Below are 20,454 nucleotides of genomic sequence, written 5' to 3'. Positions count from 1 at the left end.
GATTGTTATTGTTATGTTTTTATAAATGGTATTAAACTTCAATTGTAATTTTGGTGTTGAAGCTTTATTTTCATTCTTACAGAGTTGACAATCAGGCAGGCTTTTTCACTCATTTCAAGAACTCTTTAATCTTTTTTACTTTACCCCGCTAGCCTGATAATAGGGTATGGTATAATTTCGCTGATCATATAGTTCCCAACGACCTTTTCCAGTGTACCAACTGCTTCACATTAAAAGTCTATGAATTACAGCCTGGAGTTTTCCGCTAGCGGAAAAAACATAGTCATAAAACAACTGTTCATGGCGGCAACTAACAGATGCCCAGGTGATCAGATACCTTCCATGCTTTTTGGGAATTCTGGAGGGACAGCTACTTCAGTACTCACTGAAATTTTGTCTTTTGCTTTAGCATTTAATGAATCTTGATCTGTCTTTTTTTTAGCAATACACCCTTTTCAGATTTTTTCAGATTCACCGTAAACAAGCCATTATGGTACTTAGCAGAAATGTGATCCTCAAGAACATTCTCCGGAAGAAGGAAAGAGCCGGTAAATGAAGCATGCGAAAATTCCTTGCGGATATAATTTTCCTTCTGGTCATTCTCTGCCCGGTTCGATTCTGCGGTTACCGTCAGCACACCATTGTCAGTTGTAATTCTGAAATCGTTTTTTTTAAACCCCGGAGCGGAGACTTCAAGCTTATACCTACCCGCCTTATCCTGGATATTTACGGCATATTTAGGCTCGCCAGCGCTAGTTAAAGCTTCTGTGTCCCAGAAATTATCAGTCATCGAAGCTATCTTAGGTAACGTATTGGTTTTTGTGGAGTTAGTCATGTCATCATGTTTTATGTATTCAAAGTTCGCATTCTGACGGCCTTTTAAAATGATCTCTACACACAATTAAAATGATGCTCATCATAACTAACCAAGGCTAAAATTGTCATTTGTTGCTGAGGTCATAACGTTTTGATCCCCTGGTAAAAAAACAGGAGCAACAGAATAGTCATCCGGCAAAATCATAATAGGGATCAGCACATTATCTGCCAATTGCTTACTTATGCTCACATGGAACATCCTGCGCAAAAAACCATAGTTCTTATGGACCAGACATAAAAGATCTACTTTTTTTGATTCTAGTGCCGCTAACAAACCTGACCTTACCTGAGCTGACCTGACTGTATGATAAGTGACGGGCGGGAGATTTTTATCTAGACACGAATTTACCAGCTCACATAGGTCTAGTTCCGAGTGCTTCTCAGGGAAGCCCAGTCTGGAGATATTGATTACCGCCACTTTAGTTTCAAAGCAAGCTGAAAAGATTACGAAATAATGCAGTGCTTTATGATAATCTATCGAAAGGTCTACAGCAAAAATAGCGTGAGCGATCTGATCAATAATAAATTTCCTGGGAATAACCATTAGTGGACACCCAATATGGTCAAGAATGTCATTCATCCTTGTCCTGAACATCACCTTTTCCCAACTCCGAGGCTGATGAGAACCGATCAAAACCAGATCAATAGCATGATCGTTTGTAGTTTCAGCTAAAAGGTCTACAACAGTTCCGGGGTATAACAAACATTTGACAGCCGGCATGAAGTCAGCTTTTCTTGCTGCCTGGACGACTGTTCTTAAATAGTCAGCAATCCCTGACAAAATTTGTTCTTCATGAAGATTGGATTCATAATTTTCCAAATCATGGTTATTGCCAGAATTGTCTTTTTTTGAAGCATGAGCGAGCGTAATATTCGCCCGGATCGTTAGTGCGATGTTCATTGCCGACAGGGCAAGATGTTCGGAATTAACTGAATTGTCTATCAGTACCAGAATATTTTTCATCGGAGTGGTTTTAGCTGGGTATAATATCAATATGATGCATCTCCGGAAATAATCATTGCTGCAAGGCGCGAATCAAGGTTATAGATATCTTTTCTAAAATTCAGCCTGTTTTCCCGGTCAATAAACGCAGTTAAATAAGCAATAAAAACAGGAACTTTTTTCGTGATCGGCACATACCGTTCTTTACCGGAATGCATTGCAGATCTGATCAAACTTTTGCTCCACTTAGGATTATCCCTCAGAAGGAAGGCCGCCAGTTTTGCGGGCTGCTCTATGCGTACACAACCATGGCTGAAAGCCCTATAAGTTTCATTGAACAGTGACTTACTGGGTGTGTCATGCAAATAAATGCTGTAACTGTTTGGAAACAGAAATTTCACCAGGCCCAGGGAGTTTGACGGGCCTGGCTTTTGTCTGACCACCGGCAGACCGTTTCTTTGCCCGGTAATCTCCATGTTGTGTCTGGAAAGGTACTTGGGATCTCTTTTGACTCCCGGTAGAATTTCTTTGGCTACAATCCCCTCCGGAATGTTCCAGTAAGGACTGAAAACCACCTGGTTAATTTCGCCATAAAATAATGTAGTCGGATGCACAGTTTGGCCAACCACCGCATTGCAGCTCCACAAAAGGCTGTCGGCATGGTAAACATGCATTTTAAACTCCGGAATATTGACTGCAATATAATCCCCTTCCGAGGTGACCGGGAGCCATCTGCTCCTTTCCATATTCACAAGGATCTGCTGAATCCTTGTTCTAATCGGCACATTCAGCTCTCCGAGAGTTTCCTTATTGATCTTTCCGCTGGGATCCAGGCCATGTCTTTGCTGGAATCGAACCAGTGCCAGGCTAAATTCGGCATCAAATAAGGTATCTTGCAGCTTCCCCCGGTAATCTTCCAACTGAAGGAGTCTTGTTTTAACCTGACTAGTGACAAGACCGGCATCGGTAAAAGCAATGTCTTTGGAATCACCGCCGATCTGCTCCCAGTTTACCAGGGCATCAAGGTCCCTATACTTTCGCAAATAAGATTTCAGCAATTCATATTGCCTGTACACAGGTTCCTTGGCCGACAACTCATAGACTGGGGATCGCAAGAGGCTGTCCAAATACAATCCGTAAGCAATTTTTTTTCTTGGAAGAAACCAATTGTTTGATTTGCTGACAATAGTCTCCATACCCTCCCATACCAGGCTCGAAAACACAAAATATTCGGCAGTGAGCAACAGTTCCAATTTAATGTTCGTCGTTGGCTCAAGATATTCCTCGTGAGTGAGCGAATCGAGTTTACCTGCATAAGAAAGCTGTTTGTATACGCCATCATCTTTTAAGTTCAGTATCCTGTTGGTTAAATTCCCGGCTTGCTCAACCAGCCTGCCATCCTGAAACCAGGCATAGGAAAAATCCCTACTGCTATAAAATGACCATAAGTCGTCTCTGTATCTTTTCAGCTTAGGATATTCTTCGAAAAATACGTTAATCTGAGTACTGTCAAAGCCGATATTAACTCGCACTGTAGTGCCCTCAAGACTGTGCTTATTTTCTGATTGCCCGCAACTAATGAGGCTAAAAGAAAAATTGATCAGCAGCAGCCATAGCAACTTTAACCATGTTGTGTTCATTAGTTGGCTTAAAAGATGGAATAACGCTGCACTTTTAAAGGTCTGGAGACAATAGGCCCGGTGTTAGCTTTCTGCTGTTCAGCAAGTGTAAAGAGTTCGTCTTTGAGCAACTTTTCAGCAGCCATTAGGGACTTGATCTCGGCTATGATGGCAGCGTCCTCTTCGATCAGTTCAATCTCGATTTTTACAGCGTTTCCTCCCAATAGTTGTTCTAACTGCGATTTACGGCACTCTAAAACATTTTTCAGTTGTTTTCGGCGTTCCAATATTACATTTAGGCTTGCGCTGATCATTTCCAATTGTTGAAGATTTTCTCTTTCAATCTTACCGGAAAGTACCTGGTCAAAAAGATTTTTGAAAAACCGCATTTCATCTTCCAGAAAAAGGATATCTGATAACCATTCCTTGTTTTCAAGATATAATTCCTGAAGCTCATCGGATAATGTCGAATTTATTAGCGTTTCCATATCATTATTGTTTGTGCTCAAAGATGGGTAAAAGCCAATGTCATCTACATGATTGCAATCAAGGGTTTATTTGATTGTGATCATCGCCCGCTGCCGGTGGCGCAAATGAGATCAAACCATTTTTAGCAACCATCAATTCTTGTTGCAGTACATCAATCTGTTTTAAAAGAGTGGCAATCGCATCGATTCCTTCCAGGTTGATGCCCAGATCATAATGCAGACGCGCCATTCTTTCAACATCCCGGATATCGTCTACAGAGAGGTAATGCTCCTGATAAATTTCCAATCTGCTGATCAGCCCAAAATCATGAAGTGCTGAGATAAATGACGGCTCAACACCATAGTGCAAACAGAATTTTGCGATCAATACCAGGTTTTCATTTTCCATTTTTAAGATTACTTAACTCGGTGAACAGTTCAACTTCTCTAGCCGAAAGATTGGTGGGTAACTTAACCTGGTAAGTAACAAAGAGATCACCAAACTCAGCTTCTCTTTTGTAAACAGGAAACCCCTTACCCTTAAGCTTAACCTTTGTACCAGACTGCGTTCCAGGCGGCACCTTCAGTTTGACTTTCCCGTCAAAGGTATCTATCAAAACCTCGCCGCCCAATAGTGCGGTGTACATATCCAGATCTGCATCCGCATGTAGATTTTTTCCGTCTCTTTTGAACCTGGTATCATTTTGTATGGAAAAGCTGATGAAAAGATCTCCATCAGGCCCTCCGTTTGCCCCGGGTGCGCCGTGCCCCTTAATCTTTATAACCTGGCCATTTTCAATTCCGGCAGGAAAAGTCAGACGGATATTCTTACCGTTGACCGTGATGGTCTGCCGCTGACTTTGGTAAACGTCGCTCAGTTTAAGGTTCAACTCCGCATTCAGGTCCTGACCTCTGAATCTTGACTGCCGACCCGTATTTTGCTGGCCGCCGAACATGGATCCAAACAGATCAGAAAAGTCTTCTCCGGAGAATCGCTGCCCCGGGTTTGCTGTGGACTGATTTTGCTGCTGGCTCGCCTGCTCAAACTGATCCGCATGCTTCCAGTCACTTCCATGCTGGTCGTATTTCTTCCTTTTTTCGGGATCACTCAAAACCTCGTTGGCCTCATTGATCTCCTTGAATTTTTTTTCCGACTCCTTATTACCCGGGTTAAGGTCAGGATGGTATTTCCTGGCCAGTTTACGGTACGCAGCTTTGATCGCTGAAGCGTTTGCTGACTTAGGGATATCCAGTAACTTATAATAATCTATAGGGTTCATTTCATTGCGTTTTTACTACTGACACAGCTGTGAACATGATGTTAATATTTAGGATTGAAACTAATATGCATTCGACCTGGGTTGCTCCTCTGCTGTTGCTTGGCTTTACCGTCCATTTAAAAGTATTGGAAGGATATTCTTTTCTGCAATGAATGGTATTCCAAATATCCGCTCCGCATAAGTTGTTTTTATCACATTGATAACTTCTAATTCGGCATGAGCACGACTTTTAAGTAAAGGATCTGAAATACCGGAAAGCATGGCAAGGCTTTGGTTTATTACCCATGCATAGGGTTCAATACCCGCTCTTTTTAGATCCATTTGTAAGGAGGCCGCCTCACGCATCGGTGTCGTTTCTGGTAATGAAACCAAAATTATTTTGGATAGCACCGGATCCTGTAAAAACATATATGGCGTTTTAAGTCGGCTCGCATTGCTGTTGTTTTTCATGATATCTCGATGGTAGCTTCCGGCAGTGTCCAGCAGCAGCAGTGTATGTCCAGTTGGCGCGGTATCAATGACCACAAATTTTCTTTTGGCCATATTGATGGCTTTTGAAAAAGCGTGAAAAACGGCCACTTCTTCTGTGCATGGAGATTTTAAATCTTCTGAAATCAGTTTTTTGGCGTCTTCCGACTTTCCTTGCCCTCTGTATTCCAATATATTTTCTATGTACCGCTGCGTTTCTATTTTTGGGTCAATCCGTTCCACTGTTAATGATGCAGGCAGTCCTCCTAACTGCGCAATAAAATCTTGGAGGTGCGCCGCAGGATCAGTTGTTGTTAAAAGTACTTCAAAGCCCTTTCTCGCCAATAATACCGCAATTGCGGAAGCGGTAATGGTTTTGCCTACTCCCCCTTTGCCCATTGTCATAATGAGTCCGTGATGCTGATTCAAACATAGCTCTTCAGTTAACCTATCTATGCCTTGTAACCTCTGGGGAGAGACTTCTGCATTCGATGGAACCCTTTCGGAAATTGCTTTTTGCAATTCAACATTGAAAAGAGAACGGAGCTTATCAATCCCCAATACGTTGTACGGCAAAAGAGGGAACGTTTTAAGCGGCAATAACTTCAAATTTTCAGGTACAGACCCTAGCTGATCAGTTGCCATCGCTTCGATCTTACCGGCAAGCAGGTCATCTTTTTCAACCGACTTAAATACACCGTTGATCAATAAGCGCTGATTGAACATGCCAAGTTCTTTCAGTTCATTGCTCGTTCGGGAAGCCTCTTTTAACGAAGCTTTGTCCGGCTTTGAAACAAGATAGTAAGTGGTCAGAGAAGAATCTCTTAACTTGCTTACAACCTTGTGGTATCTTTCTCTTCCGCTTTTGAGCGCAGAAGTTGGCCCCAGGCAGGAAGCTCCATTAGGGTTTTGCTCAGTAAAACTTGACCAGGCAGCGGGTAGTTCAAGTAGCCGCAACGTATGTCCGGTGGGAGCGGTGTCAAAGACAATGACATCGAATTTTTCACCTTCTATTTCACCCGATACAAAACGAGAAAACTCGTCAAATGAAGCAATTTCGGTTGTACACGCTCCAGATAGGCCTTCCCGTATTTTCTTTATTTCATCCTGTGTTGCAGTGTCTTCAAAAGACTTTGTTACCCTATTACGGTATTCTTCGGCTGAATATTCGGGATTGATGTTGACCGCAAATAGGTTTTTGATTCCATTTACCGGATTAATGTTTTCATCTACCGCACATTCTAATACATCCTTCAGATTAGATGCCGGATCAGTACTTACCAATAGGACAACCTTTCCTGAATCCGCTAATTCAACTGCGGTAGCACATGCTAAAGATGTCTTTCCTACACCGCCTTTTCCGGTAAAAAACAAATATGTTGTTGAATTTGTCATTTAGCAAGATAACCTCCGTCAATTGGATAATAGCTTCCGGTAACAAATGAGGATTTATCACTGGCCAGCCAAAATATCAGCTCGGCCACTTCTTCGCTCTTGCCAAGCCGGCCAATAGGATGCATGGCAACAAGCTGGTTTTTGACCTGCGCATCAAGGGCATTCAGTAACGGCGTATCAATAAAACCCGGACCAACCGCATTTACTCTGATATTCTGTGCAGAATATTCCAATGCCGCGGTTTGTGTTAATCCGATAATGCCATGCTTTGCTGCACTGTAGCCACCAGACCCCAAAAAACCAACTGCCCCTAAAATGGATGAAATGTTAACAATGCTGCCACCGCCACTTTGCAGCATGGCAAAAATCTGGTACTTCATCCCATAAAAAAGGCTGTTCAGGTTTACGGAAATAACTTGCTGCCACCCTTCAATGCTCATATCCGCAATAGGATTCTGCTCTCCGCCAATCCCCGCATTGTTTACCGCGACATCCAGTTTACCATAAGTTTTTACTGCAAAACTCACCAAAGCTTCCATTTGGGCAGCAATGGCAACATCCGTTCTAAAAAATGATGCCTTGCCGCCTTGGGCGCATATTTCTTCCGCTAGCTTTATTCCTTCCTGTTCATGAATATCTGACACAACTACATTGGCTCCTGCCGATGCAAATAATAGTGCTGCCGCCTTTCCGATTCCGGATGCGGCACCTGTAATGATCACTGTTTTATCTTTCATCTTATGATTTCTTCTTCTCCAAAGCTAGTTCCGTAGGCTTTCATTAACCATGATTTGGATCATCGCATTAAATGATACAAAACATGAGACCCATAAATGTTATGGAAATCAAACAGGTTTTAACATCAATTAAAAATCAACTATGCCTCGCCAGAATTTAAGGCATGTAAAATCTGGTAATATTGTTTTCATAAATGTTATTTATATCATGTTCTGTTTTTCATTTTTATTTGGCTGTAAAGGTCATCTTCAGAAAACAAATACCCATCTCAACTCCTGCAACAAATGATGCTCGTCATGACTATGTCTTGTATAGGATCAATGTTTGCCATGATCTAAATCATTGCACAAAAACGCATATAATCTCAACTTTATAGAAATAGCAAGACTCATGAACACAAAAGATATATTTCACACCAACAGATCAATACTGGTATTAACAGATTTCAGCGGGAGCGCAAAGAATGCTGCTGACTACGCGGTCCTTCTGGCACGGCAGCTTCATGCCAATATTATATTGTTTAATTCCTACCTCATCCCAGACCAGGGCTTTGACTCATGGTCCTCCGGCGATCAGACTTTATTGTCCCAGCAAAGTAAAATCAGCCTTGACAAGGAGGCAGCCCGGCTAGAAAGCATCATTAAGGACAATAATAAGGAATTCAAGCCAACAATCAACAGCCTGAGTAACGAAGGCACCATTGCGGAAAATGTGTGCGAGATCATTACGGAGAAAAAAAACATCCTTATGGTTATAATGGGCGGTTGCAAAGCCAATGGTAATGATGATGTTCTTTTTGGCGTTGAAATCGCCGAGGTCCTCAATAAGGTGAAGTGCCCAACCCTGATTATACCTGAATCAGAATGTCTGTTATGTTAACGCAAATCCTTTCATTTTAAATATAAATTCTACATGCTATATGCTCCCGCTTAAAAAGGTATTTCTGCAATCCATTAATTTAGCAGGTCAGCGATGTGCTTATGCAGCGCCGGCTGATCTTAACTCCTTTGAGAGCTTACCAGAGCTGCTGAAGCAGTTTTTCCAGCGTTGTGGCTATTCTGGAACTGAAAAAGCAGAGTGCGCGCACATCAAATGGAAAAATGCAGCCATCAGGTTTACAGCCGGATCGAAATGGAAATCCATGTCCTGCTGCCAGATGAACTTTTTATGCAGGCCGGTAAGGCTGGCCTATATGAGTATGAAAATGTATGGCTTGGTACCAGTTGAGGCACTTGACAAATTTCAGGATGGCCGGGGCAGTATGTGCGTTAAAATCCTAGGAATGTTTACCGTTAATGACGTCAAAGGAAAAGAAATGGATCAAGCGGAATTAGTTACTGTACTGGCTGAAACTATGATCGTTCCGCATTACGCTTTACAAAAATACATCACATGGGAAGTTCTTGGTCCTTTTAGTTTAAAGGGGATGATCAGCTATAACGGAATAACAGCTGCAGGAATATTTCAGTTCAACTCTGACCATGAATGCACTCAGTTCAGAACCCAGGACAGGTATATGACTAAGAACAACACGTATTTACAAACACCCTGGACCGCGACGGCCAAAAATTATGTAAACAGGAATGGCATCAGGATTCCAAGTGAATTCAGCGCAATATGGCATACCAGCCAGGGAGACTTCGAATACTTTAAAGGGGAGATCGAAGCTGTTGAATTCAATCATACTGCAATTGCTGAGCTTTAACTCCATAATGACTGGCCTATATCCCTAACTGACCAGAAATTTATTTGTGCTCGAAAAGCCAGCTGAAAGGCTTAACCTTGTTCTCCGGCCGCAGTCCGTATTCCTTAATGCTCTTTTCCATAATTAAAGCTACCGCCTCATCTATACTATCAGTAACCAGGAACAAATGTGTATCCTCCGCCCCGATAGTTGAGTTTTTCTTCATGAGTTCAATATGTTCAATTAGTTCCTGGTGGTAGGATTTTCCAAATATAATGATTGGAAAATTCCTGATGGAGCGGGTTTGGATCAGGGTCAATGCTTCAAAGAATTCATCAAGAGTACCAAAGCCTCCGGGCATGACTACAAATGCAAAGGAGTATTTTACCAGCAAGATCTTACGCACGAAAAAGTGCTTCAGGTAAACCCATTTGTCAAGATAAGGATTGGGTTTCTGTTCTACAGGCAGTTGTATATTGCAGCCGACCGACCGTCCGCCCGCCTCTCTGGCTCCACGGTTAGCAGCTTCCATCAGCCCGGGACCGCCACCGGTAAGAATGGTAAACCCCAGTCTTGCGAATGCTGCGCCGGCATTTCTGGTAAGCTCATAGTATGGATGATCCTGCTTAAAACGGGCAGATCCGAATACAGTAATACAGGGGCCGATAAAATGAAGCGCACGAAACCCTCTGATCATTTCTATCAGAATGTTTACGGTGAACTTCAATTCAGTCCACCTGGAGTGGGGGCCGCTCAAAAAAACGATTTCTGATTTATTCATTTAATTATTTTTATTACTGTCTTAAAATACCGGGTATTGGTTTTCCTGGAAAACCAGCAGCGGTATTTCAATATCCCGGGAGAGCTTTTGTGTATGACTGCTGCTGAACAAATTACCAGGAAAATGCTGTTTGCGGTGTACCATAGCAAATATATCAATGAAACCGTTCTTGGCAATCCAGTTTAACCCGCGGCTGGCGTTCTTGTCTTCAACATGACGGTAATAAATTTTGGGATATTTGACTTTACCGGTCACCTCACTTAAAAAGCTGTCCACCTGGGCCTGGTCCACTTTTGTTTCACCGATATGAACGATCAGGATTTCAGCGTTAAAAGCACGGGCAAATCCAGCAAGGGAATTGATCAGACCGATATCTCCTGTGCTTAAATCGCTTGCAAAGGCTATCTTATCGATTTTTTCCGGAAACTTTTTAAAGGGGATCAGCAGCACCGGAAAGTTAGCGCTATTGATCAAATCCTGACTGTTACTGCCTAACAAAATCCTGTTTATCATCCCCGCACCAAACATACCCATGACCACTAAAGTTATTTCTTTTTGCACAGTAAGGCTACTCACCAGATCCGTTATCGGCCCGGGAGCGCTACAACAATCAATTTGCAGCCCTGAAATACCCGATTCCTGCTGATCTGCCCTTAAATCCAAAGCCTGGAATTCGAGTTGTTCTAATGCCGAATTTCTTTGTTCTGCGTATTGATCAGTCAAAACAGGGCTTACGGAGGCAATAACCCTTTTTACCGCATGACACAAAGTAAGGTCTGCTTTCAGCGCATTGGCCAGATATAATGCGAAACGGCCGGCGGTTTGTGAGGGCGCCGAAAAGTCGGTTGTGACCAGGATAGTTTTCATCAGTCTTTTTTAAGATGTATGTTAGGTAGGATCAGCGGAATTTTTTTCTTTGGCTGCTGCTTCGCTGTGTTGTAGAGCGCAGCTTCCAGGGCCGGATCCAGCTTCCTGATGTCTTCATTAAATACCGGAAGCCCATCTTTTATTTTACAAGTCAGGTAAGGTTTTTTTCTCTGGTGGGCATTCTTTCCGCCAAACTCCCACCAACGCAGCCGCTCCATATTGATGGCGACTTTTCTCATTTCCCATTCAGGCACTTCATAACAATCGCCTGCATTCTGTCCTTTGACGAGTCGCATATAGCGCTGCAGATCGGCATAGGCTTTTGATTTTGGCTGCGCAGTTAATATGGCGTCCATAAAATCCCCTTCGCCGTTTGCTTTTGTGAGTTCAGTAATTGCGTTAAAGCCAGACAAATTAATTAGACCATCAATTCTTTTTGCTGAATAATCGGGGTTCAATTTCCCATAATGCAGGTGATTGATTAAAGTGATGATGGCATCAGTTAGAAGTATATCAAACCGCGCGCGCTGCTGGACACTTACCTTTTCAGGTGTGTCGATCATGGTCTGCAGATTGTCATAGATCAACTCATCCGGATGGTAATCCGCATGCGCCAGCCCGAACTGGAGTACACAGTCCAGCAGCATCATGGCCGAAAAGGTCTGTTTTGGCTGATCTTTATTTTTGATCCAGGCAGGCTTAAAATCATTTTGCTGATAGTACCCTTTCACCGATTTACGGTAGTACAATTTGGATTGTTTAGTCCTGTCATTTAGCTGTGCAGACAGTTCCCTGGAAAAGGAAACACTTTGTCCCTGAGAAGGCTTGAGAATAAGTAGCAAGGGGACCAACAGGAAGAAAATGGCCGAAACAGTTTTCATAAGCGTTCGAATTAACGATCAAATATTCTGATTATTAACTCAATAAACCATGATCAGCATCATGGAAGCTTATGATTTGAATCCAGTTTTCCGCTCATTTCTTCCAGTTTCTGGATTTGAATAGCCTGTAGATCATATAATTTTTTAATCTGCTCGCCCAGCAAAAGATCCATTTTCTGATGTAAACTGCGAATCCCCATCTCCGCTTTCAGATTGATCAGGTAATCATTCTCGCTCCTCATCCGGTCTTTTTCCTCTTTTCGGTTTTGGCTCATCATGATGATAGGTGCCTGAAGCGCGGCAATGCAGGAGAGAATGAGATTCATCAGGATAAAAGGATAGGGATCAAATGCCTTGCTACCGATGGCAGTGACGTTATAAATGATCCAAAGGATCAGGATGATCCCAAAAAGTATAATGAACTTCCAGCTACCGCCAAAGCGGGCGACCTGATCGGAAAGTTTTTGACCCCCGGAAAGCACATCCTTTGCGGGATGCAGCAGATTGTTGAGGATGAGATCTTCTTCCTTAATGGTTTCAGCGACAATTTTATGAAGTTTACTCAGAAACTCATTTTCGTCTTTGGAGACCAGATCATCTGATTTATTTTCCATTCTGCATATTTTCGAAAGGCCGTAATACCTCAATGGCAAAAATGCAGCACTTATATCGGGAGGAAAATGACTACAGTCACTCTGTACAATGATTAGCATCATCAGGCTTCGTGCTGCGGTCATGGCAGGGAGTTTTACCCGGCCTTACCTTTACAGCCATGGCGCTAATCGTTAGTTTTAAGAAATTTCTTGATGAGACCGGAAATATAGCCCGTTTTACCGGCCGCTTCTTTTCAGTGGGCATGAAGCCCAGGTATGAGAACAGAGAATTACTAAACCAATGTTACAATATTGGTTACCTGTCTTTTCCCCTGGTTGCATTGACTGCTTTTATTATGGGACTGGTGCTTACTATGCAACTCAGACCCTCTCTTGTTGAGTATGGGGTCGAATCGCAGTTGCCGGTAATGGTCGGCCTGGCCATAGTGCGGGAGATTGGACCAGTAATCACTGCCTTGATTTTTGCCGGAAAGATTGGCAGCAGCATAGGCGCTGAACTGGGTTCGATGAAAGTGACCGAGCAAATAGATGCCATGACGGTAAGCGGCATTAAGCCTTATAAATACCTGGTTGCCACCCGGGTTTTGGCAACCACATTAATGTTGCCCATGCTTACTATTCTTGGAGATGGAATTTCCTTGTTTGGTGCGTATCTGGGCGTAAACATACGCTCGGTAACCAGTATTGATCTGTTCTTTCTCCAAGTTTTTAAAAGCCTGGATTTTAGCGATGTATTACCTGCTATCATTAAAACGTTATTTTTTGGTTTTGCAGTGGGCATCGTAGGATGTTATAAGGGCTTTAATTCGAGCAAAGGCACTCAGGGAGTCGGAGTCTCAGCCAATTCAGCTGTGGTTCTTTCCTCTGTTTTGATTTTTATCATTGACCTACTGGCAGTTCAGATCACTGAATTACTGGGACTTAATTAATACTTATGGAAGCAGTAAAAAGTAAGTCGGTAATTGTGATCAAAGATCTGGTCAAAGGTTTCGGCGATAAAGTCATACTGGATGGATTTAATCTGACGGTAGAAAAAGGCAGCAATGTTGTCATCCTGGGTAAATCGGGTTCAGGTAAATCTGTGCTGATTAAATGTATCATCGGCCTGTTGGCGCCTGATAGCGGAAGCATCCATGTATTTGAGGAAAATATCCCGGGGATGAACGAGGATGAACTGGACCAGGCCCGTTCGAAAATAGGTTTTCTGTTTCAGAGCAATGCGCTTTATGATTCCATGACGATCCGGGAAAATTTAGAGTTCCCACTTTTAAGGCATTGGGTTGACATAAAAAAAGAAGAAGTGGACAGGTTAGTCAGTGAGGCCCTGGAAAATGTAGATCTGCTCCATACCCTGGACATGATGCCCTCCGAGCTTTCAGGTGGAATGTTGAAGCGTGTTGCCCTGGCAAGAACCATGATCCTGCGGCCCGAGGTCATTCTCTATGATGAGCCCACAACCGGGTTAGACCCGGTCACTTCAAGGGAAATCGAAAACCTGATCTTAAAACTGCAAAAGAAGAACCATACTTCTTCCATCATCATTTCCCACGATATGAACTGCGTAAAAAATACCGCTGATGTAGTGGTATTGCTGCTGGAAGGAAAATGCTATATCCAGGGAACCTATCAGGAATTGGAACAGTCAACAGATCAGAATATCAAACAGTTTTTTGAATAAAATCACATAAAATGGCAAATCAGAAAGTAAATAATATTAAGCTCGGGGCATTTGTGCTATCAGGGTTAGTCCTGCTCATACTGGCCTTTTTCATCATCGGCAAAAATAAAAACCTGTTTGGCAACGAATTTAAACTTAAAGTGAGGTTCTCCAATTTGAATGGCCTGACAGAGGGCAATAACGTGCTTTTTTCCGGGCTTCAAGCCGGAACAGTAAAAGAAATTGAACTCATTAACGACAGCACGATTGAAGTGATCATGCAGATCAATAGCAAAGTGAAATCATTTATCAATAAGAATGCAGTTGCTGCTGTGGGTACCGAAGGCCTTATGGGAAATAAAGTGGTCAACATCAGCCCTGTCAAGGGTGTCAGCCAAAAGGTTTCCGAAGGAGATCTCCTGCAGGCAAAGAACATGGCCAATATGGATGAGATCATAGAGAAATTATCTCAGACCAATAACAATGTAGCCAGTATATCGGAAGTGCTTAAAGGAACGGTAATGCGGATCGACAGCAGCGCAATTTTGAAACTGATCAACGATGAAGCTATTGGAATCAGTTTGAAAGGCTCATTGGAAAAGATATATCAGACTACAAGCAATGCCAACCAAATGACTTTTGAATTAAACCAGCTGGTGAGCGGTATCAGAAAAGGCAAAGGAACTGCCGGGATGTTGCTTACCGACACGTTAATGACCGCAACCCTACAGGATGCAGTCCTGCAAATTAGAAGCGCCAGTATTAATGCCAATGAGATGACCAAACAGATGAATGCCACGGTTAAAGATTTGAGTCACACCCTTACAGATGGAAAAGGTCCGGTCAACACCTTATTAAAAGACTCATTAATGGCCAAAAACATCAGCCTGACCATGGAGAATTTGCAGAAAGGTACAGATGGATTCAATCAGAACATGGAAGCACTGAAACATAACTTTTTGTTCAGGGGATACTTCAGAGGCCTGGAGCGTCAAAAGAAAAAGGAGCAGGCCAGATTACTTGAAGTATCACAAAAGAAATAATGCCGGTGGCCGCACCGGGAAAAAATAATTTACCGTATCAATAAACCCGATCAAATGGAATTTCATAAAATCTTAATCGCCATTGACAATAACCCGAGTGCAGAGAGAATTGCAATGAATGGCCTTCAACTTGCCAGACAATTGAATGCGGAAGTCGCGCTGGTCAGTATCGTCGACCCTGATGATCCCACTGATCAAGATCCTCCCACACCAAGGGAGCTGGATGATATGATGGAACATAATTTGAACCGTAGTCAGCTCGCCGTGATTGAAAATGTCTTCAAAACATTTCCGGTAAAAAGCTTTGTGAAGACAGGTACACCCTATAAGGTAATCCTGGAAACCGCTGAAAGATGGGGAGCAAATATCATCGTCATGGGCACACATGGGCGGAAGGGATTGCCCCATTTATTATTGGGCAGCGTTGCTGAAGATGTGATCAGGCATTCCAAAAAAACCGTCATTGTAATTCCGGTCACCAGTTAATAAAAACTTAAATCGTATATTTTGATACAAGTAAAAAAAGAAGGTGTTATTCTGAGAAAGACTGCCCTGGATTTTGAAAGTGAGGCGGTACTCAATCCTGCTGCGGTTGAACTAAATGGAGTGGTCCACCTGTTTTACAGGGCAGTCAGCAAAGGCAATTACTCAACCATTGGCTTTTGCCGGTTGAACGGTCCGTTGGAGATCGCCTATAGAAGCGATTGCCCGGTCCTTTCGCCCATAGGAGACAGTGAATCAAAAGGAATCGAAGACCCCAGGATCGTAAAAATAGATGAGCAATACTACCTGACCTATACCGCCTTTGATGGTTTCAATGCTTTAGGTTCCCTGGCCACATCAGCGGATTTAAAGACTTTTGAAAGACATGGCACTATCGTTCCTGTAATATCATTTCCCGAATTTAAGGCCCTTGCGGAGAATACAGGGAAGCTCAATGAAAAATATTCAAGATTCTCTCACGATAAAACTGAGGTGATGATGGATGTCAAGCTGCTGGTTTGGGATAAGGACCTGGTTTTCTTTCCCAGGAGAATACATGGTCAGCTGTACTTTCTGCACCGCATCAAACCGGATATACAAATCGCCAGTATCAATGAAATCTCGGATTTAAACGAAACATTCTGGAAAAACTACCTGTTAAATTTTAATAGTCATATCGTTCTGGCGCCCAAATATGCACATGAAGTCAGCTATATCGGAGGAGGGTGTCCGCCAATAGAAACAGCTGAAGGCTGGCTTGTCATTTATCATGGGGTTCATGACACCACCGAAGGGTATGTATATTGCGCATGTGCCGCATTACTGGATCTGGAGCATCCCGAAACAGAAATCGCCCGGCTTCCTTATCCCTTGTTCAAGCCTGAAACCCAGTGGGAGTTATCAGGCGAAGTGAATAATGTATGTTTTCCATCGGGTACCGCCTTGTTTGAAGATACCATTTATGTTTATTATGGTGCCGCAGATGAACAAATCGCCTGCGCCTCAGTAAACTTACCCATGCTTATCAATGAGTTACTGAGCTTTAGGCAATAACTTTTCTGCAACCGGCAGGCTAAAATAAAATGAGGAGCCATTGCCGATCTTACTTTCCACCCAGACTTTCCCGTTGTGACGTTTTATAATCTCAGCCGACAGGTACAGTCCCAGGCCAAAGCCTGAAACAGATTTCGTATCCACACTGTTTACCCTGAAATAGCGGTCAAATAATTTTGCCTGATCCTCAATTTTTATACCCAATCCTTTATCTTTCACACATACTTGTGCCATTCCCGCCGTCTTCTCTACGGAAATCTCAATTACCTTCTGATTTGGAGAGTATTTGATGGCATTACTCAAAAAGTTATTCAGTACCTGGCCAATTTTATCCCGATCCGCTTCCAGTGTCAAGTCTGGTCCTTTAGTGAAGACAATATCAATTCCTTTATTTACGAGGATAGACTCCTCAATAATTTCGTCAATTAAACCGTTCATATGGAAAATCTCCGAATCCAGGTGAATTTTTCCTCCTTCCGAACTGGAAACAGTCAGAAACCCGTTAATCATGCTGTTCATCTTTTTAATTAAGACGCTTACCCTGGATAGCGAAGTTTGAACAAAGGAATCATCTGTTTTCTTAACTTTTAAAGTAATCAATTGCAGGTATGCCTGAATTGAAGTAAGGGGCGACCTTAAGTCATGGCTTACCATTGCGATGAAGTCATTTTTTCGGAGTTCGTCCTGTTTATGGACGGTGATGTCGTTTAACACTCCGGTGAAATAGGCCGGACTTTTTTCATGATCGTAGGAAAGATTCCCAATTATCCTTACCCAGCGCAAGCGGGAATCATGAAAATCCCTTATAGGCAGTTCTAAATCGCATTTATCACCTTCGTTTATGCTGTTATCAATCGCGTCAGAAAATATTTTCCGATAGTCCTCCTCGATTCGCTCAATGACTGCCTGATAGCTTAACTCTTCGGTTGAATGGAAACCAAAAATTGTTTTAAAGTGCGCTGAGGGTTGAAACTCCCTTGTCCTTGCATGAATAGAGAATATACCCAATTCCGCGGCATCTATGGTCATTCCAAGCATTTTACTGCTGATATCAAGCTCCAGCTGGGTCTTTTTGAGTTCGGTAATGTCGTTGAAAGTAATGATCGCACCGCTGTTCTTTTGATCGGATTGGCGTAAATACGGCATAGTCATCACCTGGTACCATTTTCCATTATTGGTTTCGATCTCTTTGGTAATGACACTTCCCTCGCGAAGCACGTTTTTTATGTCTTCAATGATCGTCTCAAACTTTATATTGGTCGTAATGTTACTCAGCGGCCTGCCGATATCGGTTTCAAGCAGGTTGATCTGTTTTACCGTGCCTGGCGAAAACTTCATCAAAAGGAGTTCATTATTGATAAACAACTGCCCGTTGATATTGCTCCTGAAATAGTTATTCAGATCATCATTGGTCTCCAATAGCTCCTTGTTTTTCAGTTGGTATTCTGAATTGATCGTATCCAATTCTTCGTTGACAGACTGCATTTCCTCGTTTGTGCTTTGCATTTCCTCGTTGGCAGAGATCATTTCCTCATTAAAGGACTGCATATTTTCGTTGGAAGCATCCAGCTGCTGATAAGCAGAACTGAGTTTCTCCTTTACCTCGTTTAGTTCCTGTTCCAGATTAAGGGTATACTCATCATGGAAGACTTTCTCATCAAAATCAGCGCTTTCTTCAACACTGGCTTTAAACGACTTGTCCGTTGTCAAAGTCACCATGAGCAGTTTTTGCTGTTTGCTCTTACTAACCAGAGGACTAACAGTTATATTTACTTTTACGATTAAATCAGCCAGCTTTATTTTTATTCCGTTCAGATTTTCTCTTTCATTTGTCTTGAGTACCTTAATGCTTAAGGTATTGAAGGCCATGCTTAGTTTTTTTGGCAATAAATGCTCAAGATTAGATTCAAAATGTTTAGGTAGCAAATATTTTGTGGTATTTCCGTAGGATTTTATTACTTCTTTGTTTTCATCCACGCAAACCACCAGATAATCCTGCTCGTTAGCCAGGCTGGTATGCATCATCTCGGAGAGTGATTGTAGCGGATTGTTGTTCACTTCCTCCTGGCCCGCATAGATAGGTTTATTTCTGACCTCAAGTGAATCCGGCATTGAAAAAGCATCAAAGCTGACAATCCGGTTTGACTTTATGTTCTTATACAGCTTGTATTGTTTGTTCACCACTTCCAGGTTCTGGATGATCGGCATGGGATTTTCACTGGATCCTAAAAACAAGTAGCCATCCATTTTAAGCCCAAACAACAGCATTGAAAATATCTTTTTTTGCAGCACAGGCGCCATGTAAATCAGCAGGTTGCGACAGCTTATAAAATGCATATTACAATACGGCGGGTTTTTGACCAGATCATGCTGCGCAAAAATGGCCATCTTGCGCAGAACCGGACTGATCCGGTATTGATTCCCCTCTTTTATGAAATACCTTTTTAGCCGTTCGGGCGATACATCCTTAATCGTTTCTTGCTGGTAGATGCCCTTTCCTGCATGAACCAATGCAGCACTGTCAATATCGGTTGCAAATATTTTAACCACTGTGTGCTCGAGTCCATTGGTCAGTTGTTCGGCAATCAGCATAGCCAGGGAATACACCTCTTCACCGGTAGCGCAACCCGCCACCCAGATCTTCAGTTCTTCCTTTGGAGCCAGTTTTTTCAAGATTCCCGGCAATATATTATGCCGTATGTATTCAAAAGCTTCCGTGTCTCTAAAAAAAGAGGTGACACTGATCAAAAAATCCTTTGACAACAACTCAATTTCTTCCGGGGAGGACTCTAAAAATTCCAGGTATTTTGCGAGCGTCTTAAAATCATGGTAAGCCGCCCTTCTTTTGGTGCGCCTTAATATGGTAGAGGATTTATAATCTGAAAAATCAAGAGGGGAACGCTGCCTGATCAGTTCCACTATTGCTTTAAGGCTAACTTCATCGTTATGGCTCTCCGCCTGCAAAACACCCTCATGTTTTACATAATCTTCTATTGCTCCCGGCATTGCCGCGGGCTCCAATACAAAATCTACCATTCCGGTAGCGATGGCCTTAGATGGCATACTGGGAAAAGCGGAGGTTTCCGGATTCCGGGCCATTACCATTCCACCGGCATTTTTGATGGCAACCAAACCATCAGATCCGTCGCTTCCTAAACCGGAAAGAATGATGCCAATCGCTTTATTTCCGCTGTCTGCGGCTAAAGAATTAAAAAATATGTTGATGGTCAGGTGCGCGCCACTGGCTTTATCCTTATCTCTTAAATGCAACCTGTTGTTTTCAATGGTCATGTATTTGTCGTGCGGAATAAGGTAAACCTGGTTGCACTCCACGAGCTTGCCATCGGTAGCTTCTTCTACAACCAGCTTGCTGTGTTTAGCCAGTACCTCAACCATTCTACTCTTAAAGGAAGCGGAAAGATGCTGGACAACAATATAAGACACACCATCCAGTGGGGTATGATCAAAGAAAGAATTGATTTCTTCCAGGCCACCGGCTGAAGCACCGATCGCGATAATGTATTCTGGTTCATTCATAACCCTAAATGGTTACTGGCAATTATATTTTTCATGGATTTGAATGGTGTTAAATCTGGTTTGACAAC

At 42.6% G+C, this 20,454-nt stretch carries 20 protein-coding genes; 7 read left to right on the top strand and 13 right to left on the bottom strand.

The window, feature by feature from the left end; genetic code table 11:
* Positions 1-412: 412 nt before the first annotated feature.
* From EZ437_RS12365 to EZ437_RS12330, 8 genes are all read right to left on the bottom strand, one after another.
* On the bottom strand, positions 413-835 hold the full coding sequence (locus EZ437_RS12365; RefSeq protein ID WP_131596323.1) for an Hsp20/alpha crystallin family protein: 423 nt from the start codon (positions 833-835) through the stop codon (positions 413-415).
* 87 nt (positions 836-922) lie between these two features.
* Positions 923-1,840, bottom strand: a complete 918-nt coding sequence (locus EZ437_RS12360; RefSeq protein ID WP_131596322.1) for a universal stress protein — start codon at positions 1,838-1,840, stop codon at positions 923-925.
* A gap of 26 nt (positions 1,841-1,866) precedes the next feature.
* A complete protein-coding gene (locus tag EZ437_RS12355) occupies positions 1,867-3,459 on the bottom strand; it encodes a L,D-transpeptidase family protein (protein ID WP_131596321.1) in 1,593 nt (530 codons plus the stop codon).
* 8 nt (positions 3,460-3,467) lie between these two features.
* Positions 3,468-3,926, bottom strand: a complete 459-nt coding sequence (locus EZ437_RS12350; protein ID WP_131596320.1) for a hypothetical protein — start codon at positions 3,924-3,926, stop codon at positions 3,468-3,470.
* 58 nt (positions 3,927-3,984) lie between these two features.
* Positions 3,985-4,314 carry a chaperone modulator CbpM gene (locus EZ437_RS12345; protein WP_131596319.1) on the bottom strand — a complete coding sequence of 110 codons (330 nt, stop codon included), beginning with the start codon at positions 4,312-4,314 and terminating at the stop codon, positions 3,985-3,987.
* A complete protein-coding gene (locus EZ437_RS12340; RefSeq protein ID WP_131596318.1) occupies positions 4,304-5,185 on the bottom strand; it encodes a DnaJ C-terminal domain-containing protein in 882 nt (293 codons plus the stop codon). Before EZ437_RS12340 ends, EZ437_RS12345 begins: the two co-directional genes overlap by 11 nt.
* Before the next feature lie 105 nt (positions 5,186-5,290).
* Entirely contained in the window at positions 5,291-7,048 is a 1,758-nt protein-coding gene (gene arsA, locus EZ437_RS12335; RefSeq protein WP_131596317.1) for an arsenical pump-driving ATPase, read from the bottom strand.
* Positions 7,045-7,785 (bottom strand): SDR family NAD(P)-dependent oxidoreductase, encoded by a 741-nt coding sequence (locus EZ437_RS12330; protein ID WP_131596316.1) that lies wholly within the window; start codon positions 7,783-7,785, stop codon positions 7,045-7,047. Before EZ437_RS12330 ends, arsA begins: the two co-directional genes overlap by 4 nt.
* Positions 7,786-8,176: 391 nt before the next feature.
* On the opposite strand from EZ437_RS12330, the gene EZ437_RS12325 reads away from it, so the two are divergent.
* Together EZ437_RS12325 and EZ437_RS12320 are read left to right on the top strand one after the other, a co-directional pair.
* Positions 8,177-8,665, top strand: coding sequence for a universal stress protein (locus EZ437_RS12325; RefSeq protein ID WP_131596315.1), 489 nt, complete (start codon positions 8,177-8,179; stop codon positions 8,663-8,665).
* 40 nt (positions 8,666-8,705) lie between these two features.
* A complete protein-coding gene (locus EZ437_RS12320; protein WP_131596314.1) occupies positions 8,706-9,491 on the top strand; it encodes a DUF6920 family protein in 786 nt (261 codons plus the stop codon).
* A gap of 40 nt (positions 9,492-9,531) precedes the next feature.
* On the opposite strand, the gene EZ437_RS12315 is transcribed toward EZ437_RS12320, so the two are convergent.
* From EZ437_RS12315 to EZ437_RS12300, 4 genes are read right to left on the bottom strand one after another with little or no spacing between them, the layout of a single operon-like run.
* Positions 9,532-10,251, bottom strand: coding sequence for an LOG family protein (locus tag EZ437_RS12315; protein WP_131596313.1), 720 nt, complete (start codon positions 10,249-10,251; stop codon positions 9,532-9,534).
* A 21-nt stretch (positions 10,252-10,272) separates the two neighbouring features.
* Positions 10,273-11,118 (bottom strand): universal stress protein, encoded by an 846-nt coding sequence (locus EZ437_RS12310; RefSeq protein WP_131596312.1) that lies wholly within the window; start codon positions 11,116-11,118, stop codon positions 10,273-10,275.
* Complete coding sequence (locus EZ437_RS12305; RefSeq protein ID WP_131596311.1) at positions 11,118-11,999, bottom strand: L,D-transpeptidase scaffold domain-containing protein; 882 nt, start codon at positions 11,997-11,999, stop codon at positions 11,118-11,120. The genes EZ437_RS12310 and EZ437_RS12305 overlap by 1 nt, the downstream gene beginning before the upstream one ends.
* 59 nt (positions 12,000-12,058) lie before the next feature.
* The gene (locus EZ437_RS12300) at positions 12,059-12,736 is read right to left on the bottom strand and encodes a DUF1003 domain-containing protein (RefSeq protein WP_225869565.1); all 678 of its coding nucleotides are present in this window, start codon (positions 12,734-12,736) and stop codon (positions 12,059-12,061) included.
* Positions 12,737-12,771: 35 nt separating this feature from the next.
* Here EZ437_RS12300 and EZ437_RS12295 point away from each other — a divergent pair, with 35 nt between their 5' ends.
* Genes EZ437_RS12295 through EZ437_RS12275 form a run of 5 tightly spaced genes read left to right on the top strand, consistent with a single transcriptional unit; the run spans position 12,772 to position 16,849 of the window.
* Entirely contained in the window at positions 12,772-13,542 is a 771-nt protein-coding gene (locus EZ437_RS12295; RefSeq protein WP_131596310.1) for an MlaE family ABC transporter permease, read from the top strand.
* Between the two features lie 5 nt (positions 13,543-13,547).
* Positions 13,548-14,291 carry an ABC transporter ATP-binding protein gene (locus EZ437_RS12290; protein WP_131596309.1) on the top strand — a complete coding sequence of 248 codons (744 nt, stop codon included), beginning with the start codon at positions 13,548-13,550 and terminating at the stop codon, positions 14,289-14,291.
* 11 nt (positions 14,292-14,302) lie between these two features.
* Complete coding sequence (locus tag EZ437_RS12285; protein ID WP_131596308.1) at positions 14,303-15,313, top strand: MlaD family protein; 1,011 nt, start codon at positions 14,303-14,305, stop codon at positions 15,311-15,313.
* A gap of 54 nt (positions 15,314-15,367) precedes the next feature.
* Positions 15,368-15,799, top strand: coding sequence for a universal stress protein (locus EZ437_RS12280; protein WP_131596307.1), 432 nt, complete (start codon positions 15,368-15,370; stop codon positions 15,797-15,799).
* Between the two features lie 21 nt (positions 15,800-15,820).
* Positions 15,821-16,849 (top strand): glycoside hydrolase family 130 protein, encoded by a 1,029-nt coding sequence (locus EZ437_RS12275; protein WP_131596306.1) that lies wholly within the window; start codon positions 15,821-15,823, stop codon positions 16,847-16,849.
* Here the strand turns inward: EZ437_RS12275 and EZ437_RS12270 are convergent.
* Entirely contained in the window at positions 16,829-20,386 is a 3,558-nt protein-coding gene (locus EZ437_RS12270; RefSeq protein ID WP_131596305.1) for a chemotaxis protein CheB, read from the bottom strand. The genes EZ437_RS12275 and EZ437_RS12270 overlap by 21 nt on opposite strands.
* Positions 20,387-20,454 lie beyond the last annotated feature (68 nt).

Origin of the sequence: Pedobacter psychroterrae, from assembly GCF_004331695.1 — a bacterium.
In the GTDB taxonomy this organism is placed as follows: domain Bacteria; phylum Bacteroidota; class Bacteroidia; order Sphingobacteriales; family Sphingobacteriaceae; genus Pedobacter; species Pedobacter psychroterrae.
Note: the sequence above shows the minus strand (reverse complement) of the source record. Positions and strands in the feature narration are given on the sequence as shown.

Excerpts from the sequence above, each read along its gene's own strand:
- EZ437_RS12305 (WP_131596311.1), bottom strand. The coding sequence starts at position 11,999 with ATGAAAACTGTTTCGGCCATTTTCTTCCTGTTGGTCCCCTTGCTACTT.
- EZ437_RS12340 (WP_131596318.1), bottom strand. The coding sequence starts at position 5,185 with ATGAACCCTATAGATTATTATAAGTTACTGGATATCCCTAAGTCAGCA.
- EZ437_RS12310 (WP_131596312.1), bottom strand. The coding sequence starts at position 11,118 with ATGAAAACTATCCTGGTCACAACCGACTTTTCGGCGCCCTCACAAACC.
- EZ437_RS12285 (WP_131596308.1), top strand. The coding sequence starts at position 14,303 with ATGGCAAATCAGAAAGTAAATAATATTAAGCTCGGGGCATTTGTGCTA.
- EZ437_RS12350 (WP_131596320.1), bottom strand. The coding sequence starts at position 3,926 with ATGGAAACGCTAATAAATTCGACATTATCCGATGAGCTTCAGGAATTA.
- EZ437_RS12315 (WP_131596313.1), bottom strand. The coding sequence starts at position 10,251 with ATGAATAAATCAGAAATCGTTTTTTTGAGCGGCCCCCACTCCAGGTGG.
- EZ437_RS12295 (WP_131596310.1), top strand. The coding sequence starts at position 12,772 with ATGGCGCTAATCGTTAGTTTTAAGAAATTTCTTGATGAGACCGGAAAT.
- EZ437_RS12290 (WP_131596309.1), top strand. The coding sequence starts at position 13,548 with ATGGAAGCAGTAAAAAGTAAGTCGGTAATTGTGATCAAAGATCTGGTC.
- EZ437_RS12355 (WP_131596321.1), bottom strand. The coding sequence starts at position 3,459 with ATGAACACAACATGGTTAAAGTTGCTATGGCTGCTGCTGATCAATTTT.
- EZ437_RS12345 (WP_131596319.1), bottom strand. The coding sequence starts at position 4,314 with ATGGAAAATGAAAACCTGGTATTGATCGCAAAATTCTGTTTGCACTAT.
- EZ437_RS12270 (WP_131596305.1), bottom strand. The coding sequence starts at position 20,386 with ATGAATGAACCAGAATACATTATCGCGATCGGTGCTTCAGCCGGTGGC.
- EZ437_RS12300 (WP_225869565.1), bottom strand. The coding sequence starts at position 12,736 with ATGACCGCAGCACGAAGCCTGATGATGCTAATCATTGTACAGAGTGAC.
- EZ437_RS12325 (WP_131596315.1), top strand. The coding sequence starts at position 8,177 with ATGAACACAAAAGATATATTTCACACCAACAGATCAATACTGGTATTA.
- EZ437_RS12330 (WP_131596316.1), bottom strand. The coding sequence starts at position 7,785 with ATGAAAGATAAAACAGTGATCATTACAGGTGCCGCATCCGGAATCGGA.
- arsA (WP_131596317.1), bottom strand. The coding sequence starts at position 7,048 with ATGACAAATTCAACAACATATTTGTTTTTTACCGGAAAAGGCGGTGTA.
- EZ437_RS12360 (WP_131596322.1), bottom strand. The coding sequence starts at position 1,840 with ATGAAAAATATTCTGGTACTGATAGACAATTCAGTTAATTCCGAACAT.
- EZ437_RS12280 (WP_131596307.1), top strand. The coding sequence starts at position 15,368 with ATGGAATTTCATAAAATCTTAATCGCCATTGACAATAACCCGAGTGCA.
- EZ437_RS12365 (WP_131596323.1), bottom strand. The coding sequence starts at position 835 with ATGACTAACTCCACAAAAACCAATACGTTACCTAAGATAGCTTCGATG.
- EZ437_RS12320 (WP_131596314.1), top strand. The coding sequence starts at position 8,706 with ATGCTCCCGCTTAAAAAGGTATTTCTGCAATCCATTAATTTAGCAGGT.